The sequence below is a fragment of the Testudinibacter crocodili genome (genome assembly GCF_006228025.1).
Classification (GTDB): domain Bacteria; phylum Pseudomonadota; class Gammaproteobacteria; order Enterobacterales; family Pasteurellaceae; genus Chelonobacter.
The window spans coordinates 15,061-32,374 of the sequence record NZ_VDHF01000075.1; the positions used below are offsets into that span (position 1 = coordinate 15,061).

The 17,314-nt window shown below is 44.9% G+C and carries 16 protein-coding genes; 7 read left to right on the forward strand and 9 right to left on the reverse strand.

What is annotated here, in order from left to right; all coding sequences use genetic code 11:
• The first annotated feature begins 53 nt into the window (after positions 1-53).
• Positions 54-476 (forward strand): nucleoside-diphosphate kinase, encoded by a 423-nt coding sequence (gene ndk / locus FHQ23_RS08455; RefSeq protein ID WP_139613933.1) that lies wholly within the window; start codon positions 54-56, stop codon positions 474-476.
• A gap of 18 nt (positions 477-494) precedes the next feature.
• On the forward strand, positions 495-722 hold the full coding sequence (locus FHQ23_RS08460; RefSeq protein WP_139609875.1) for a zinc ribbon domain-containing protein: 228 nt from the start codon (positions 495-497) through the stop codon (positions 720-722).
• Positions 723-902: 180 nt separating this feature from the next.
• Here FHQ23_RS08460 and FHQ23_RS08465 read toward each other — a convergent pair whose 3' ends face one another.
• From FHQ23_RS08465 to FHQ23_RS08480, 4 genes are all read right to left on the reverse strand, one after another.
• Complete coding sequence (locus FHQ23_RS08465) at positions 903-1,217, reverse strand: HI1450 family dsDNA-mimic protein (RefSeq protein ID WP_139613934.1); 315 nt, start codon at positions 1,215-1,217, stop codon at positions 903-905.
• A 165-nt stretch (positions 1,218-1,382) separates the two neighbouring features.
• On the reverse strand, positions 1,383-4,025 hold the full coding sequence (gene ppc, locus FHQ23_RS08470; protein WP_139613935.1) for a phosphoenolpyruvate carboxylase: 2,643 nt from the start codon (positions 4,023-4,025) through the stop codon (positions 1,383-1,385).
• 366 nt (positions 4,026-4,391) lie between these two features.
• Positions 4,392-5,423, reverse strand: coding sequence for a branched-chain amino acid aminotransferase (locus tag FHQ23_RS08475; RefSeq protein ID WP_139613936.1), 1,032 nt, complete (start codon positions 5,421-5,423; stop codon positions 4,392-4,394).
• 68 nt (positions 5,424-5,491) lie between these two features.
• A complete protein-coding gene (locus FHQ23_RS08480; protein ID WP_176552286.1) occupies positions 5,492-5,950 on the reverse strand; it encodes a MarR family winged helix-turn-helix transcriptional regulator in 459 nt (152 codons plus the stop codon).
• Between the two features lie 365 nt (positions 5,951-6,315).
• Between FHQ23_RS08480 and FHQ23_RS08485 the strand changes: the two genes are divergently transcribed.
• The 4 genes from FHQ23_RS08485 to dapB are packed head-to-tail and all read left to right on the forward strand — an operon-like array spanning position 6,316 to position 9,565.
• Positions 6,316-7,203: a transcriptional regulator GcvA gene (locus FHQ23_RS08485; RefSeq protein ID WP_139613938.1), complete on the forward strand. Its 888-nt coding sequence runs from the start codon at positions 6,316-6,318 to the stop codon at positions 7,201-7,203.
• A gap of 19 nt (positions 7,204-7,222) precedes the next feature.
• A complete protein-coding gene (locus FHQ23_RS08490; protein WP_139613939.1) occupies positions 7,223-7,633 on the forward strand; it encodes a DUF423 domain-containing protein in 411 nt (136 codons plus the stop codon).
• A 4-nt stretch (positions 7,634-7,637) separates the two neighbouring features.
• Positions 7,638-8,735, forward strand: coding sequence for a 23S rRNA (cytidine(2498)-2'-O)-methyltransferase RlmM (rlmM, locus tag FHQ23_RS08495; RefSeq protein WP_139613940.1), 1,098 nt, complete (start codon positions 7,638-7,640; stop codon positions 8,733-8,735).
• A gap of 14 nt (positions 8,736-8,749) precedes the next feature.
• Positions 8,750-9,565: a 4-hydroxy-tetrahydrodipicolinate reductase gene (dapB, locus tag FHQ23_RS08500; RefSeq protein WP_139613941.1), complete on the forward strand. Its 816-nt coding sequence runs from the start codon at positions 8,750-8,752 to the stop codon at positions 9,563-9,565.
• A 49-nt stretch (positions 9,566-9,614) separates the two neighbouring features.
• Here dapB and FHQ23_RS08505 read toward each other — a convergent pair whose 3' ends face one another.
• From FHQ23_RS08505 to FHQ23_RS08520, 4 genes are all read right to left on the reverse strand, one after another.
• Positions 9,615-10,319 (reverse strand): LutC/YkgG family protein, encoded by a 705-nt coding sequence (locus tag FHQ23_RS08505; protein ID WP_139613942.1) that lies wholly within the window; start codon positions 10,317-10,319, stop codon positions 9,615-9,617.
• A gap of 32 nt (positions 10,320-10,351) precedes the next feature.
• Complete coding sequence (locus FHQ23_RS08510) at positions 10,352-11,758, reverse strand: LutB/LldF family L-lactate oxidation iron-sulfur protein (protein ID WP_139613943.1); 1,407 nt, start codon at positions 11,756-11,758, stop codon at positions 10,352-10,354.
• 9 nt (positions 11,759-11,767) lie between these two features.
• Positions 11,768-12,487, reverse strand: a complete 720-nt coding sequence (locus FHQ23_RS08515) for a (Fe-S)-binding protein (protein ID WP_139613944.1) — start codon at positions 12,485-12,487, stop codon at positions 11,768-11,770.
• Between the two features lie 96 nt (positions 12,488-12,583).
• Positions 12,584-14,164 (reverse strand): L-lactate permease, encoded by a 1,581-nt coding sequence (locus tag FHQ23_RS08520; RefSeq protein WP_139613945.1) that lies wholly within the window; start codon positions 14,162-14,164, stop codon positions 12,584-12,586.
• Positions 14,165-14,665: 501 nt separating this feature from the next.
• On the opposite strand from FHQ23_RS08520, the gene serS reads away from it, so the two are divergent.
• Entirely contained in the window at positions 14,666-15,955 is a 1,290-nt protein-coding gene (gene serS, locus FHQ23_RS08525; protein WP_139613946.1) for a serine--tRNA ligase, read from the forward strand.
• Between the two features lie 91 nt (positions 15,956-16,046).
• Here serS and FHQ23_RS08530 read toward each other — a convergent pair.
• Positions 16,047-17,314, reverse strand: a 1,268-nt coding sequence (locus FHQ23_RS08530) for an autotransporter outer membrane beta-barrel domain-containing protein (RefSeq protein WP_139613947.1), incomplete at its 5' end; no start/stop codon positions are given.

Sequence of the window (17,314 nt, forward strand, 5' to 3'; positions counted from 1 at the left end):
GCAACCCTAAAGTGCGGTCAGACCGCACTTTACCTTAACCCAAAGGAGCTTCTATGCAACAAACACTTTCGATTATCAAACCTGATGCGGTGCAACAAAACCTGATCGGCGCAATTTTTTCCCGTTTTGAGAGCGCTCGTTTTACTATTGTCGCCAGCAAAATGTTGCACCTGAATCAAGAGCAGGCCGCGGGATTTTATGCGGAACATAAAGGCAAACCGTTCTATGACAAACTGGTGGAATTTATGACTTCCGGACCGGTGGTGGTTTCGGTTTTGCAAGGTGAAAATGTTATAAAACTACACCGTGAGCTTATCGGCGCAACCGATCCGCAAACTGCGATTGCAGGCACGCTTCGCTTTGATTATGCCACCAACAAAAGCATCAATGCGGTGCATGGCTCGGATTCGGAGGCGTCGGCTAAACGTGAAATCGAATATTTTTTCAGTGCGAATGAAATTTTCCTACGTTCGTAATTGCTAGTAGAGAATAATATGTTAACCCGTTGCCCCGAATGCCGTCATAAAGTCAGTGACAGCGCCAAAAGTTGCCCGTCTTGCGGCTTTTCGTTTGATCCACAAGACTTGGAGCGCTATAAACAACAGCTGGAACGCTTACGCGAACATAAAAAAGAAGTGAACCGAAAAAGTGCAAAATTACAGTTGATTTGGTTACTGATTTTTGTGGTGTTTATTGCTGTTGCGACTTGGGTGACTAGCTGAGCAAACAACAAAAACGTTGGTGATAAATTTGAAAAATAGGGAAGTTGGGCTGTTTAAGTGATTTCCCGAATTAATCGAGAAAACGTGAAATGGTTGATAGGCTTTTTCACGTTTTCTCGGTAATTTTGAGCTGTTAGCCATGATTTCATCTGAAATTGGGATTAGCATTTTTCCTAAACACTATTTTTTCCATACAATATGATATTCAGGGTTTTCTTGATCGTGTGAAATCAGTACTTTGGCGAAAATATCGTCCATTTCATCGTTGTCATTCACCAGTCCGACCCAGACTTCGGCATAGGCTTGCGGATCAATTAATACGCCGATCTCTTCGTCCCAATTGTCCGCTGTTTCTACCATTTCCACTGCGCCACGCTCTTCAAATTGCAGGTTAAACAATAAAATATCGGCAGGATCGAGATTTTCTTCTGCCATCTCCAGAAAAATATCGTAAGCAATATCAATGGCATTGTCGGGGTCTAATTTATGCGGCATAGCAAATTCCTTGTTGTTCTTAATGTGTAAAAGCCGTTATGCAAAGTGCGGTTAGCATATCGCTTTCAGTTGCTAAAACCAACTGTTTTAACTGTTAAAACCGCACTTTAATAAAATAAAAGGGCTGATAAAAAACCAGCCCTTTGCGTGAAGATAATAACAAGATTAACCGGTATTACGCATTCCGGCGGCAATGCCGGTGATGGTGATCATCAGTGCTTGATTCAAGTGAGAATCTTGCTGCTCTTCTGCTTGCTGGCGTAGGCGGTGTAACAATTCGACCTGCAACAAGTTCAGTGGATCGGTATAAACATTACGCAGCGCAATCGATTGTGCCACCCAAGGCAAATCATCCATCAGTTGATCTTTATGTGATAATTCCAACAGGGTTTTTATATCGGCTTGTAACTGCTGACGTAAGGTTTTGCCTAATTCCCAAAGGCTAGGTTCGACTAAACGCTGATCGTAGTATTCTGCCAGCCATAAATCGGTTTTACTGAATACCATCTCCAACATACCGATTCGAGTGGAGAAAAAAGGCCAACTTTGGCACATTTGTTCTACTACCGCACTTTTACCATTATTCAGCAAGGTTTGAATCGCAGCCCCGGCACCGAGCCATGCTGGCAGCATCAAGCGATTTTGCATCCAAGCAAAAATCCACGGGATTGCACGCAAACTTTCTACGCCACCTTTTGGATTACGTTTTGCCGGACGAGACCCCAATGGCAAACGAGAAAGCTCTTGTTCCGGCGTAGCAGAGCGGAAGTATGGCACAAAATCCGGCTGTTCGCGCACAATACCACGGTAAATATCACAAGAGATATCGGACAGTTCGTCCATAATATCGCGCCACATGGCTTCTGGCTCTGGCGGTGGTAACAGATTGGCTTCCAAAATGGCACTGGCATAAAGTTCTAAACTGTTGACCGCCACTTGTGGTAATCCCAGTTTAAAACGGATCATTTCGCCTTGTTCGGTGACACGCAAGCCGTTCTTCAAGGATTTTGGTGGCTGAGACAGCAGTGCCGCATGCGCTGGCGCGCCGCCACGCCCGATGGTGCCGCCACGGCCATGGAACAGGGTTAGTTCGATATGCAGCTTTTCACAAAGGTTGACCAAGGCTTCTTGCGCACGATATTGTGCCCATGATGCCGCCATCATACCGGCATCTTTGGCGGAATCGGAATAACCGATCATCACCATCTGTTTGTTGTTGATAAAACCGCGATACCAACCGACATTAAACAGCTCCTGCATCACAGATTCGGCATTATCTAAATCTTCTAGTGTTTCAAACAGCGGTACCACTGGAATATGCTTGCTGCAACCGGCTTCTTTCAATAATAAATGCACTGCCAACACATCAGAGGCCGATTTTGCCATCGAGATCACATAAGCGGAAATCACGCCTTCGTTTTGTTCGGCAACCACACGGCAAGTATCTAAGATCTCTTTGGTTTCTTCGCTTGGTGACCATTCAATCGGAATCAATGGGCGGCGTGAATTCAGTTCACGAATCAAGAAAGCTTGCTTGTCTGCTTCATTCCATTGTGCATAGTCACCCAAACCGATATAGCGGGTCACTTCGGCAATCGCCATGGCATGACGGGTGCTTTCTTGGCGGATATCCAATTGTGACAGGGTAACACCAAAGCAGCGGATACGACGCAATGTATCGAGTAGCAAGCCGTTTGCGATAATCCGCATACCGCACTTGGACAGTGAAGTGTAGCAATCAAACAGCGGTTGCCACAGTTGTTCGTTTTTGGTAATGATTTGTTCAGTCGTGGTACGCGGCTGTCTATCTGCTAATAGATCATTATAATGGTTTTGGGTCAATTTCAGCTTGGCACGCAGCCCTTTGACAATGTAGCGATAAGGCTCTTGATGTTCGCCGTATGTTGCTTTGAATTCATCGGTAGCCTCCACCATAGAAAGTTCATCAGACAGCAATTTAATGTCTTCTAAAAACAGTTCGGCAGCTTTGGCGCGCGCTAAATTCAACACCCGACGAGTGACGACACTGGTGACAAACGGATTGCCGTCGCGATCACCGCCCATCCAAGAGGAGAATTTAACCGGCGTGAATTCCACCGGCAAGCTGAAATTCAAATGTTCTTCGGCGCTGTCATTGAGTTGGCGTAAGAAGGTCGGCACCGCCGTCCACAGGCTGTTCTCAATCACCGAGTAGCCCCACTTCGCTTCTTCAAATGGGGTTGGGCGTTGGGTGCGGATTTCGTTGGTATGCCAGGCTTCAGCAATCAGTTGCAACAAGCGGCGCTCGATGGCGGTACGTTCTTTCACCGTTAAATCGGAATGTTCTAAATTGCTGAGACATTTGTTGATTTCAACGTGTTTATGCGTTAAAGAGCGACGGGTGACTTCTGTCGGATGAGCGGTTAATACCAATTCAATCAATAAATTATCCAGCGAAGCAAGGATAGCTTCCGGTTTGGCTTTTTGGGTTTTTAATTTATCAAACAGATGACCGATAGAGCGCTGGCTAGCGTTTAAATCATCATGATGACGTGAAATGGTTTGGTATTGCTCGGCAATATTGGTTAAATTCAGGAAGTGGCTGAACGCTCGGGCAACCGGAATGATGTTGTCATTGGAAATGGTCGCTAGTGTATCCAGCAATGCTTGACGGGCTTGATCGTCTCCGGCACGGGAATTACGGGAAAGCACTCGAATATTTTCAATCAAATCAAGAATATCACTGCCTTGCGCATCGCTGATCGTTTCCCCTAAAAAACGCCCTAGCATACTGATGTTATTCCGCATTTCGCTATATTGCTGAATCATACTTTTGTCCTTGTATATTGCGTGGTGTAAATGGTTAATTTTAAAAACTGTGATAGATATAACAAAAAACAGGAAAGCGGGTCAACTGAAATTAAGATATATTTGATAAATTTGGCAAAATACTGAGGAATTTTTAATAGAAAGTAAAATTTACTGAGGATGAATGGATAAAATTACATGATAATTAAACATCTTTGAAACAAAAACAGCCTATTTTATAACCTCATAAGATGTTTATTTTTTAATTTAAAATATTATCTTTAATTTTGGGAAATAGGAACGTAAAGAGAAAAGTGCGGTTGACAATCAAACCGCACTTGAATGGAAACTGATACAAGTGCGGTTTGAAGAGAAGTGAGCAAAAAATTAAACCTTGACGATCCAACCGTCCGGCGCAATCACATCGCCAAATTGGATTCCAGTCAGTTCTTGATACAGTTTTTGGGTGATCGGTCCGACTTCGGTTTCGGAATAAAACACATGAAAATGCTCACCGTTTTGAATGCCGCCAATCGGGGTGATTACCGCGGCTGTGCCGCAGGCACCTGCTTCAGTGAATTGATCCAATTGATCAATATACACATCACCTTCCACCGCTTTCAAGCCCAAACGCTGTTCTGCCAAATAGAGTAGCGAATATTTGGTAATACTCGGTAGAATAGACGGAGAGAGCGGGGTGACAAATTCATTGTTTTTGCTGATACCGAAAAAGTTAGCAGAGCCGACTTCTTCGATTTTAGTATGCGTTTTCGGATCCAAATAGATACAATCGCCAAAATTGCGTGCTTTGGCTTCAGTGCCTGGCAGCAGACTGGCGGCATAATTGCCACCGACTTTGGCGGCACCAGTGCCTTGTGGCGCAGCGCGATCATAGTCGGAAATTATGAAATTGGTCGGCTTCATGCCGCCTTTGAAATAGGCCCCGACCGGACAGCAGAAGATGGAGAAAATATATTCCGGCGCAGCGTGTACACCAATATTGTCGCCAACGCCGATTAAAAACGGACGTAAATACAGGGTAGCGCCACTACCGTAAGGACCGACAAATTTCTCATTGGCTTTCACCACTTGCTTACAGGCATCAACAAACATCTCGACCGGCACTTGCGGCATCAACAAGCGTTGGCAACTGCGTTGCATACGTTTAGCATTTTCATCCGGTCGGAACAGGTTAATACTACCGTCTTTACAGCGATAGGCTTTCAAGCCTTCAAAGCACTGTTGTCCATAGTGAAGTGCGGTCGAACCTTCGCTGATGTGTAAGGTGTTGTCCGTGGTTAATTCGCCTTCGCTCCATTGGCCGTCTTTCCAGTGGGCAATATAACGAAAATCAGTTTTGATGTAACTAAAACCTAAATTGGACCAGTCAAGCAAAGAGTCGGATACAGGTTGGTTCATGTGGTTTCCTCAATATGTTGATAAAATACAGTAATTGACATTTTTATTTTATGGTGATCGCAAAACAATTAGTAATCGGGTTCAAATTGTATCTTGTGTAATAAATGGTGTAATTGTTGGATTTCAGCTTTTGAAAGTTCAGCCAGCAAATTATGTTCAAATTGTTGCAGCAAGTGAACAATAGTGGCTTCGGCATGATGTCCTTTTTTGGTCAAAAAAACGTTTTTTTGTCGCGCATCACGCGGATTATCTTTGCGTTGCAGTAATCCTTTGCGCTCTAATAAATCCAAAATCTTGGTCATGGAAGAGGATTCAATTTGTAGCTGTTTCATCAAACTGGTTTGATTTTGCCCATTTTCATGAAACAGCAGTAACAACACTCGCGCTTGTGACAGGGTCAATCCTTCTTGTTGCAATAAATGATCCAACGCTTTATTGATATTTAAAGTCAGATTTTTCAGTTGCCAAAATGTCAACTGCCGTGCGGAAGGCGGCATAGAATTTTGTGGTTGTTTATCTGAATCCATAACATAAACTCTCGAAAAATAGCGCATTAAGTGAGAATTTAGCATAATTGAAGGTTCTAGCATAGGGGAAAGCAAAGGGTTTGTGTTAGAATAGCCCGAAAAAAAGCCGCCCAAATAATGAGGCGGCTTATTAAACCAAATCGGTTTCAACATATACAGGAAGTAAACTCAAATCCAGCGAACCGGATAAAACACAACATCATACTTAACAACAACACGGTAAACACCGAGTCTGCTATTAAAGCAATGTAGCTATTCTAGGTTTTGCCGCTCAGCGCTACAATTTATATTTTTTTATCATTCGCATAAATAAAACTTATGCGATTTCTGACATTATTATTTTTGAGTTATTCATAGGACATGCCATGTATAAACGTTTACCACCGTTAAATGCACTTAAAGTCTTTGAATCCGCCGCCAGGCATTTAAGTTTCACCAAGGCAGCGGACGAACTGTTTGTTACCCAAGCTGCGGTCAGCCACCAAATTAAATTATTAGAAGAATTTTTAGGTACCGCACTTTTTATTCGTAAAAACCGTGCGTTAGCATTAACGGAACAGGGTAGTGCCTATTTTTACGATATCAATATTATTTTGCGACGTTTGGTCGAAGTGACCCAAAAATTGCGTCACGACCAACAGGGGTTGACACTGACCATTAAAGTGCCGCAAACCTTTGGGCTAGCATGGTTAGTGCCACAGCTAAGCGAATTTAACCGACTTTATCCGGATATTGAGGTGAATATTCAAGGCTTCGATTATGACGAAAGTGATATTCTCGCTGATGCCGATGTGGCAATTTTCTACGGTAAGGGCGATTGGAAAGGACTGAAAAGCCAGCGGCTATTAGAAGAGCGGTTGTCTATTTTCGCCTCACCAAAACTATTACAGCAAAAACCGTTAAATCAATTGGCAGATTTGGCGCAACACAATTTATTGCATATTCACACTCGTGAAAATTGGCAGCGCATGATTGCCTATTTGAAACTGGACGGGATCAACCTGCATCACGGCGCGATTTTCAGCCATACTTTTATGGCGTTGCAGGCTGCGCTGCACGGGCAAGGTGTGGTGTTGGCGAATAAAATTTTGGCACAACAATACATTAATGACGGTGCGCTAACAGAGGTTTTTTCAACCGATGTTATCGACCCAAAATCGTTTTATGTGGTGTACCATCCCAATTATTCGGATAAAATGCAGACCGTTTCTTTTATTAATTGGATTGTTGAGCATATTCAACGACATCACTGACCGAATTAAGGATCTGTATATGGGCAATCGTTTTTTAATTTTCGCCGCCATCAGTGGCTTTTTTTGCGTGGCATTCGGCGCATTCGCAGCACACGGGCTGGAACCGCACTTGAGTTTTTTACAGTTAAACTGGATTGACAAAGGCTTAAAATATCAATTTTTTCACACCTTAGCGCTATTTGCATTGGGGCTGTTTGTCAGCGCCACACAAAACCAAGCAGCACCGGCTTGCCGCAATCGTGGCTTAAACTGGATTGGCTACAGTTGGGCAATCGGAATTCTTTGTTTTAGTTTCAGTCTGTATGGCTTGGCGTTGACCGGCATCAAAACGTTGGTGTGGTTCACGCCTATTGGTGGAATCGCCTTTTTAATCGGTTGGGGTGCTCTGGTTTTTATCAGTATTGCCAACAGCTTAAAAGCCAGAGGGTAATATTTTGAATAAATTAGCGTTATATTGCCGTCCTGGTTTTGAAAAAGAGCTGGCGGCGGAAATCACTGAAAAAGCTGCAGATTTAGGGATTTATGGTTTTGCCAGAGTGGTCGACAACAGCGGTTATGTGATTTTTGAATGTTATCAGGAAAATGAAGCCGACCGCTTAGCGCAAGAAGTTCAGTTCAAGCAACTGATTTTTGCCCGACAGTTGGTGGTGGTATCTGATTTATTGCAAGATTTAGCGACCGAAGATCGAATCAGCCCGATCGTTGCGCAATATCAACAAAACAGCCTCGTGGATTTTAAACAAAGCACCGAACTGTGGGTTGAAACCGCCGACACTAACGAAGCCAAATCCTTATCTACCTTTTGCCGTAAATTCACCGTGCCGTTGCGCCAACAACTACGTAAGTGCGGTTTGTTGAACTACCGTGAAATCTATGGCAGCGGTGTCACCTTGCATATTCTGTTTATCAGCAATGACAGTTGCTATGTCGGCTACTCATATAATAATAACCATGCCCCGCACTTTATGGGAATTCCACGCTTGAAATTTCCCAGCGATGCGCCAAGTCGTTCTACGTTGAAACTGGAAGAAGCGATTCTGACTTTTTTGAGCGAAAAAGAGGAGAAGCAGCGCATGAACAGTGAAACTAAAGCGGTGGATTTGGGCGCTTGTCCCGGCGGTTGGAGCTATCAATTGGTTAAACGTGGTATGTTTGTGTATGCGGTTGATCACGGTAAAATTGCGCCATCGTTAATGGAAACTGGGCGAGTCGATCACTACCCGGAAGACGGCTTTAAATTTCAGCCGCCAAAGCGCACTAAAATTGATTGGCTGGTGTGCGATATGGTGGAACAGCCGATGCGAATCACCAGTTTGATGAGTAAATGGCTAACCAACGGTTGGTGTCGTGAGATGATTTTCAACTTGAAACTGCCAATGAAAAAACGCTATCAGGAAGTGCGGTTATGTCAGCAAAAACTGCACGACGATTTAAGCAAAGCGGGCTTGGAGTTTGAAATCCAAGCCAAACATTTATATCATGACCGTGAAGAGATCACGCTGCATGTGAGAATTAAGTCATTAAATAAATAAGATAGAGGTACAACATGGCAGATTTACGCGTAGCTGTTGCCGGCGCAGGTGGCAGAATGGGACGACAATTGATTCAAGCAGTGAATAACGCTGATGGCGTAGTTTTAGGCGTTGCCCTAGAGCGTGCCGGTTCAAGCTTGGTCGGTACCGATGCCGGCGAATTAGCTGGTATCGGTAATCTCGGTGTAGCAGTCAGCGATAATTTAGACACCGTGAAAGATCAGTTTGATTTATTGATTGATTTTACCCGCCCGGAAGCAACCCAAAGCTACCTTGATTTTTGTGTTGCCAATGATAAAAAAATGGTGATCGGCACCACTGGTTTTGACGACGCAGGTAAACAAGTCATTGCCGGAGCCGCTGAAAAAATTGGGATTGTATTTGCGTCCAATTATAGTGTCGGTGTCAATTTGGTGTTTAAACTGTTGGAAAAAGCCGCCAAAGTGATGGGTGATTATTGCGATATTGAAGTGATCGAAGCGCACCATCGGCACAAAGTCGATGCGCCGTCCGGCACCGCACTTTCGATGGGCGAGCATATTGCTAAAACATTGGGGCGTGATCTCAAAACCCACGGTGTATTTGCCCGTGAAGGGATCTGTGGGGAGCGCAAACGTGACGAAATCGGTTTCGCTACCATTCGTGCCGGAGACGTTGTTGGCGAGCACAGCGTTTGGTTTGCCGACGAAGGTGAGCGGGTTGAAATCGCACATAAAGCCTCCAGTCGGATGACTTTCGCCAACGGCGCCGTCCGTGCTGCCAAATGGCTGCAAACCAAACACAACGGCTTATTTGATATGACCGATGTGTTGGACTTGAATAACCTGTAATCACAGCAGGCAAAAAGTGCGGTTTATCTGCAGTGGTGGAAATCGTCGGCTAGAGATCGTCGATAATCAGATAAATCTGCTTAATCGGTCCATGCACACCGATGACTTTCACCAGCTCAATATCGGCGGTGGAACTTGGACCAGAGATGATATTGATACAAGACGGCATCCGCACACCTTGAGCGGCTTGTTGGTGCAAAATCTCAGCAACTTGCGCCACACGAGGCTGGATGCTACTTTTGTTTATTACCACAATCGACACTTGCGGTAATAAGCTGCTGGAACGCCCCCTTTCTGCTGCGCTGTAAAGCACCACGCCGCCGGATTCGACTAAGCCGTATTCGGCAAATACGATGCCGATATTGGCTTTTTCAGCAAAAGTGCGGTTTTCAACCGCACTTTGAGCTGACCAGATATGGGTAGGGTAGTGCGCTTGTACCGCTTGGGTTAAGCCGTATTGATTCAAACGCGGGTCGTCATTTAAAATCACATCGCCGCCGTGTTGTTGCTCGCATAATGCTAGCAGCGCTGCTGCGGCTTCACCGGGCGTCGTAATACTGCATTCCACCGCCATCACTTCCTGTGCGACTTTCACAAATTCCTCACAGCGCTGATCCGCGGTTAAATCGGTCAAGCGAGTCGTCGGCTGTGCTGTCACGTTAGAGTAGTGTCCTGCCACCGTTTTTCGTGGCGGACGACCTAATTGTGCCGCTAAATGATCTAAAAATTGTTGTCTGTTTTGTTGATCTAACATGTTGTTATCCTTAATGCTGTCGTCTTTGATGATCAAGTGCGGTTTTTAAACCAGTTGCGGAAGCTTTCACCTTCGGAGCTCGGCAGATCACGGGCTTTCGTCCATTCTGACACAGCGCCGATGTTGAGAGGGGCTTTGCCGTTTTTGATCATCTTACGGCTCAGTTTGGCACCGATATTCATCCCGACTTTCCACAGGGTAGGGTGATTATTTGCTAGGGTGAACATCTTGACCGACAATTTTTCCAATGTTGGCGTGATGCCTAGCTCTACCATTTTACTGCGATGTTTCAGCAGCAAACTTGCCAATGGAATTTTGACCGGGCAAACTTGGTTACACGCAGTGCACAGCGAACAAGCATACGGCAGATCTTTAAAGTCTTCATAGCCGCCTAAAATTGGCGACAGCACTGAACCGATTGGGCCGGGATAGATTGAGCCGTAACTGTGTCCGCCAATTTGACGGTAAGCCGGACAGACATTCAGACAAGCGCCACAACGGATACAACGCAGAATATCGTTAAACTCCCCCCCCAACGCTTTGGAACGACCATTATCAACAATCACTAAATGGAAATCTTCCGGGCCGTCGGTTTCTCCCGCTAAACGTGGACCGGTCAGCCAAGTGTTATAACTGGTCAAGCGTGCGCCGACCGCACTTCGTGCCAATAGGGTAATCAGAATATCCACTTCTTTAAACGTTGGCGCCAGGCGATCCATTCCCATCACCGCAATATGGGTTTTCGGTAGCGTGGTTGCCAGCCGCAAGTTGCCTTCATTAGTCACCAGACAGACACTGCCGGTTTCGGCAACCGCAAAGTTGCAACCACTAATCCCGATGTCTGCTTCCAAGAAATCTTGTCGGATTTTGCCACGGATAAACAGAGTCATCTCTTCCGGCGTAGCTTCGCCTTGATAGCCCAATTTGTCTTGCAACACCTTGCGAATTTGATGGCGATCTTTGTGAATTGCCGGCACCACGATATGCGATGGCTTATCGCCAGCAAGTTGCAAAATATATTCGCCTAAATCACTTTCGATCACTTGAATGCCTTCCGCTTCCAGCACCTTGTTCAAGCCGATCTCTTCTGTGACCATTGACTTGGATTTCACCACTTTTTTAGCTTGCTTTTGTTGTGCGACTTTTTTGATGTAGTTAGTGGCATCTTCGGCCGTGTTGGCAAAGTAAACGTTACCGCCATTTTGGCTCACTTTTTCCGACAGTTGATACAAATACGCATCTAAATTTTGCAAAATATGCTCACGAATCTGTTTTGCCTGTTCACGCCACTCTTCCCAATGGCCGAGTTCATCCACCATTTTCTGCCGATTGGCGCCGATCCGCTCTTGCGCCATCACCACTGCTTTTCGCATCACGTCATTATGAATTTCGTCATGCAGGCGTGCTTTAAATGATATTTCACTGGTTTTTAATGACATATTTTCCCCCTAGCGGCTCATTAAGACTTCGGCGATGTGCAACACTTTAATCGGGCTGCCTTCACGCTGTAAACGTCCGCCAATATTGATTAAACAACTAACATCGGCACCGATCAGATAATCCGGCTGCACCTCTTTGATATGTTCGGCTTTTTCTATCACCATTTCGCCGGAAATCTCCGCCATTTTGACCGAGAAAGTGCCGCCGAAACCGCAGCAGGTGGTTTGATTTTGAATCGGCAACAGTTTCAATCCTTCAACATTCTGCAACAGCGTCACTGGTTCGTGTACGACCCCGAGTTTACGAAATAGGCTGCAAGAGGGGTGATAAACGGCGGTTCCGTTCAATTTAGCCCCGACCTGAGTGACTTTAAGCTGATTGACAATAAAATCGGTGAGATCGTAAAAACGCTCAGCCAATCTATTGGCACGTTCCGCCCATTCCGGCTCGTCAGGGAAATAAGTCGCATAGCTTTTAATCGCATGCACACAAGAGCCTGCAGGGGCGACAATCGGGTAGTTGTTTGCTTCAAAGGTGGTAATTAAATTTTTGATGGCAGGAATCGCTTGTTGGTTATAGCCGCTGTTTAGCGCCGGCTGTCCGCAGCAGCCCTGTTTTTCTAAAAAAGTGATCTTGCACCCCAACTGCTCCAACAGCAGCACGCTTTGCTTGGCGACATTGGCTTTGAGCGCATCGGCAATGCAGGTGACATAAAAATTGATGTTCATTGTTTACTCCAACAGATGAATTTAATCATGTAAAAATAGGGTGGGGAGCCCACCCTTTGCAGGGACAGTATTTTGCCCAAATTGTTTTTGGCAATATTACGATAAAATTAACGTAGCGACCAATGCTGCGATAACACCGTAAACTAGCATTGGAATCACGGTTTTCTTGATAATCGCGCCTTCCTGATTTTTTACGTCCAACACTGAACACACCGCAATCACATTATTGATACACACCATGTTGCCCATGGCGCCGCCAACAGATTGCAATGCCAGCACTAAAGGCACAGAAAGTGCGGTAGTTTGTGCAATCGAATATTGAATGCCACCGAAAGTTAAATTGGAAACCGTGTTTGAGCCGGAGAAAAATGCCCCGATCGCACCCAAATAAGCGGAAAAATAGGTCCAATTAGCGCCGGTGGCGGCGGCGAAATCCCGTCCGATGGTTTGTACCATTGAATTTTCTCCGCCCAATAGCATCAATTTCACCATAATCAACGCCCCGATTAATGCAAAAAACGGTTTTTTGGTTTGTTGAAAAGTGCTGGAAAAAATAGCTTTGGCGTTGTTTTTATTGACTTTAAACAGCACTAATGAGATTAACACTGTAATAATAAACGGAATCAATGACGGCACATACAGGGTTTTATAACTGTCGCTGACGCCTTGTCCTAAAATATCTTTAAAGGACAAGATCAGTGCACGACTGACTTCAAATTGCCCAAATTGTCCCAATGATAGGTTGAACCAAGTGGTGGCATCATTCAATAGCGCTTTAATACCTAGTTGATGAATACGGGTCACGATTAAAATCAAAATTAACAGCATTGTCGGGGTCATGGCTTTAACAATGGTGGCAAACGGCAGTGGAGATTTTTCACTGTTATCGCTGGTTTTGACGAGACCAATGCCTTTATTTGCCAACAAAATAGAGATAAACAGCCCAATTGCGCCACCGACTAACGATGGAAATTCATAGTTGACTTTTGCCAGCAACAGATACGGGATAGTACAAGACAGCACGCTGAGGTAAATAAATACAATGTTATTGCGGATTGCTGTCCAATTGGTGATAAAACGTAGCGCAATCAGTGGAATAACAAAGGCTGCAAAGAAGTGGATAATTGCACTTTGGTAGCCGATTTGAAGTAGGGTTTCCTCGCCTAACTTCAACGGCGCAAAGCCAAACCAAGTCGGGGTGCCGACGGCGCCGAAAGAGACCGGCACAGAGTTCATCACCAACGCAAATATTGCCACTTTAATTGGATTGAACCCCAATCCAACCAAAATCGGTGCAGCAATCGCCGCCGGTGTACCAAAACCCGAAGCACCTTCGATCATAAAGGCAAATGCCCAACCGATAATCATCAACTGTGCGATCGGGTTAGGGTTGATATTCGACAGCCATTGGCGCAACACATTGGTTGAGCCGGAAATTTCCATCATGCGGTTAAATAAAATCGCACCAAAAATAATGGTAACCGGGGTTTGCGTAGCAATGATACCGGAAATCACATTGGCGTTGATCAGCATGAAATCTTGACCAAAATAGGTCAATTGCAACACATAGACCAATAATGCGATCAGGGGTAGTGCAATAAAAGAGGGCATACTGTTGCGTTTTACCATTAAGTAGATCAGTAAAACGATCGGAAAAAGACTAAGCGTTAAAGCCATTTAAAGATCCTTAGTTGATAGCAATCAGTTGAGGTAATATAAGTAACCACAAATTATACATTGTTATTGGAGTTGTTATCATAATGTAATAAAAGAAAAATTTTTGTGACAGGATTCGCAAAATTTGTTTTTTTAGTCTTCAATTGGAGAGGATGGTAGCCGTTTGCATATAACTTAAACAGGTAAAAAGCCGCACTTTCATTATTTTGATAAAAAACATCAATAAATCAAAGTGCGGTTTAGCTGAGAGCAGTGCAGAATTTAGTTTGTGGTTTGTAAATAAACGACCTGTGTTTGCAGATATTCCTCCAATCCGTGTTTGCCATCGGCACCGCCGTTTTCCGTCGGAATAGAAAAATAGACGTTAACACGATTTTTCTAAAATGTTGGCGGTGAATCTCGATTCTGTACTAGTCACTGCGGCGAATAAAGGCTAAAATATCAAGCATTTTTCAAGCAAAGTGCGGTTATCCGCCACCATCAACAAAACAGGCAAACAAGATGATTGATCCAAATTTACTGCGTAACAATTTGGCGGAAACCGCCGAGAAATTAAAAATTAGACGAAATTTTATACTGGATACTGCCAAAATCAGTGAGTTAGAAGAGCAGCGTAAAGTGTTGCAGGTGAAAACCGAAACCTTGCAAGCGGAACGCAATGCTCGTTCTAAAAGTATTGGGCAAGCGAAAGCACGTGGGGAAGACATTCAGGCATTGCTGGCAGAAGTGGATTCGATGGGTTGTGAGTTGGACGAGGCCAAAACCGCACTTGAAGCGGTACAAAGTGAACTGCAACAGATTGCACTGAATATCCCGAATATTCCGGCAGACGAAGTGCCGTTGGGCAAAGATGACAGTGAGAATTTAGAGGTGCTGCGTTGGGGTCAACCAAAACATTATGATTTTACGGTGCAAGATCACGTTACTTTAGGTGAAAATATTGCAGGTTTGGATTTTGCTGCCGGGGTGAAATTAGCTGGAGCGCGTTTTGTTGTGATGAAAGGGCAGATCGCCAAATTACACCGTGCGTTGAGCCAATTTATGTTGGATCTGCACACTGAACAGCACGGCTACCTAGAAACCTATGTGCCGTATCTGGTCAACCATGAAACCCTGTACGGCACAGGGCAACTGCCCAAATTTGGTGAAGATTTGTTTCACACCAATGCGCTGGAAGGCGAGCAGCCATATGCGTTGATTCCGACCGCCGAAGTGCCGGTGACTAATTTAATTCGTGGTGAGATTTTAGATGAAGAGAGCCTGCCGCTTAAAATGACAGCGCATACCCCGTGCTTCCGCTCAGAGGCGGGCTCTTATGGACGTGATACGCGCGGTCTGATCCGCATGCACCAGTTTGACAAAGTGGAAATGGTGCAAATTGTTGCACCGGAAAAATCAATGGAAGCCTTGGAAGAACTGACCGGACATGCGGAAAAAGTGTTGCAACTGTTAGGTTTGCCATACCGTAAGGTGTTGTTATGCAGCGGCGATATGGGATTTGGTTCGACCAAAACCTATGATTTAGAGGTTTGGCTGCCAGCACAAAATACTTATCGTGAGATCTCTTCTTGTTCCAATATGTGGGATTTCCAAGCGCGTCGCATGCAGGCTCGCTGCCGAACTAAGGGCGATAAGAAGACCCGCTTGGTTCACACCCTGAATGGCTCTGGTTTAGCTGTGGGGCGCACATTGGTTGCGGTGTTAGAAAACTATCAGCAAGCCGACGGCTCTATTGCGATCCCAAGCGTGCTGCAACCCTACATGGGTGGTTTGGCGTTTATTGGAAAATAGATTCTGACCGCACTTTTCAATATCAAATCAAAAAATCCCTTTTGCTTACACAAAAGGGATTTTTCATGGCGGTTTTTAGGGGTTGTTGATGTTACCAAAGATATTTCAATTCAAGTCCGGCATTAAATTGTGACTCGATCACATCACCTTCGGCATAACCACCTTTTAGGGTAAGATTGAAATGTTTCCCTAAGCGGAATACGGCTCCAACTTCACTTTCTAAGCGGTTCTTAAACAGGGCGGCATTCAATGTGCTGTTGCTGACTTGCAACTGTGCCTTATGGTTTAGATTGGCTGTGTAGTAAAGTGCGGTATATAACGTTACACCGTCACTTGGTGACAAGCCAAAGTGTTTATCTAACATGATACCGCTACGTGCTTGCCAGAAGTTAAGCGTTTGCTGCTGTATCGCTACGTTGTTGATACGATAATCCATGCTGCCTAAACGGTAGTAAGTGATATCAACCGATGGTTGTACTCCGATAGTACCAAACTGCCAGCGCTTACCAAGAGCAACGGAGGTGACCCAAGCGTGTTGTTTGACATCTTGATCAAATGCGTTCAACGTCGTTTTTAAGCGGTTATAGCTGATCACGGTACTGAGGTACAATTGATTGTCTAAAATCACTTTATTATATAAGCTTAGGCTATGGTTGCTGGTTTTACCACTTTGATTCTCCGCAAATTGATTATGCGCATTGCTGTGTCCGAATGCTAAACCAACCAACCAGTCACCGCCATCAAAGTCAATCGTGCTATCAATGCCAAGTTGTTGACTGTAGAGATCTTGTTTGTAGTGACGGTAGTTGTCGCTGTGGTAGTTCATGCGCTCACGATCAACATTGCTCCATAACCCGCTATTATCCGGTGTTAATCGATTAACGTATTGATTCAACAATGTTTGATTTTTGTTTAATTGGCTGATGTTGGCCGCTTGAGACGAAAGTGCCATATTCGCTTCTTTGCTGATCCAATCATGTTGTTTATTCACTGGCTTTGCCGCTTCTGCCTGAGCAATCGCTTCTAGACGCGCTTTTTCAGCAGCTGCTTCTGCTTCTAAACGGGCTTTTTCTGCGGCTTCAGCAGCGGCTTTGGCTTCAGCTTCTAAGCGGGCTTTTTCCGCTGCTTCAGTAGCCTCTTTGGCTTCTGCTTCTAGGCGCGCTTTTTCTGCCGCTTCAGCAGCGACTTTGGCTTCTGCTTCTAGACGCGCTTTTTCTGCGGCTTCGGCAGTCGCTTTAGCTTCCGCTTCCAAACGGGCTTTTTCTGCGGCTTCAGCAGCTGCTTTGGCTTCCGCCTCTAAGCGGGCTTTTTCTGCGGCTTCAGCCGCCGCTTTGGCTTCAGCTTCTAAACGGGCTTTTT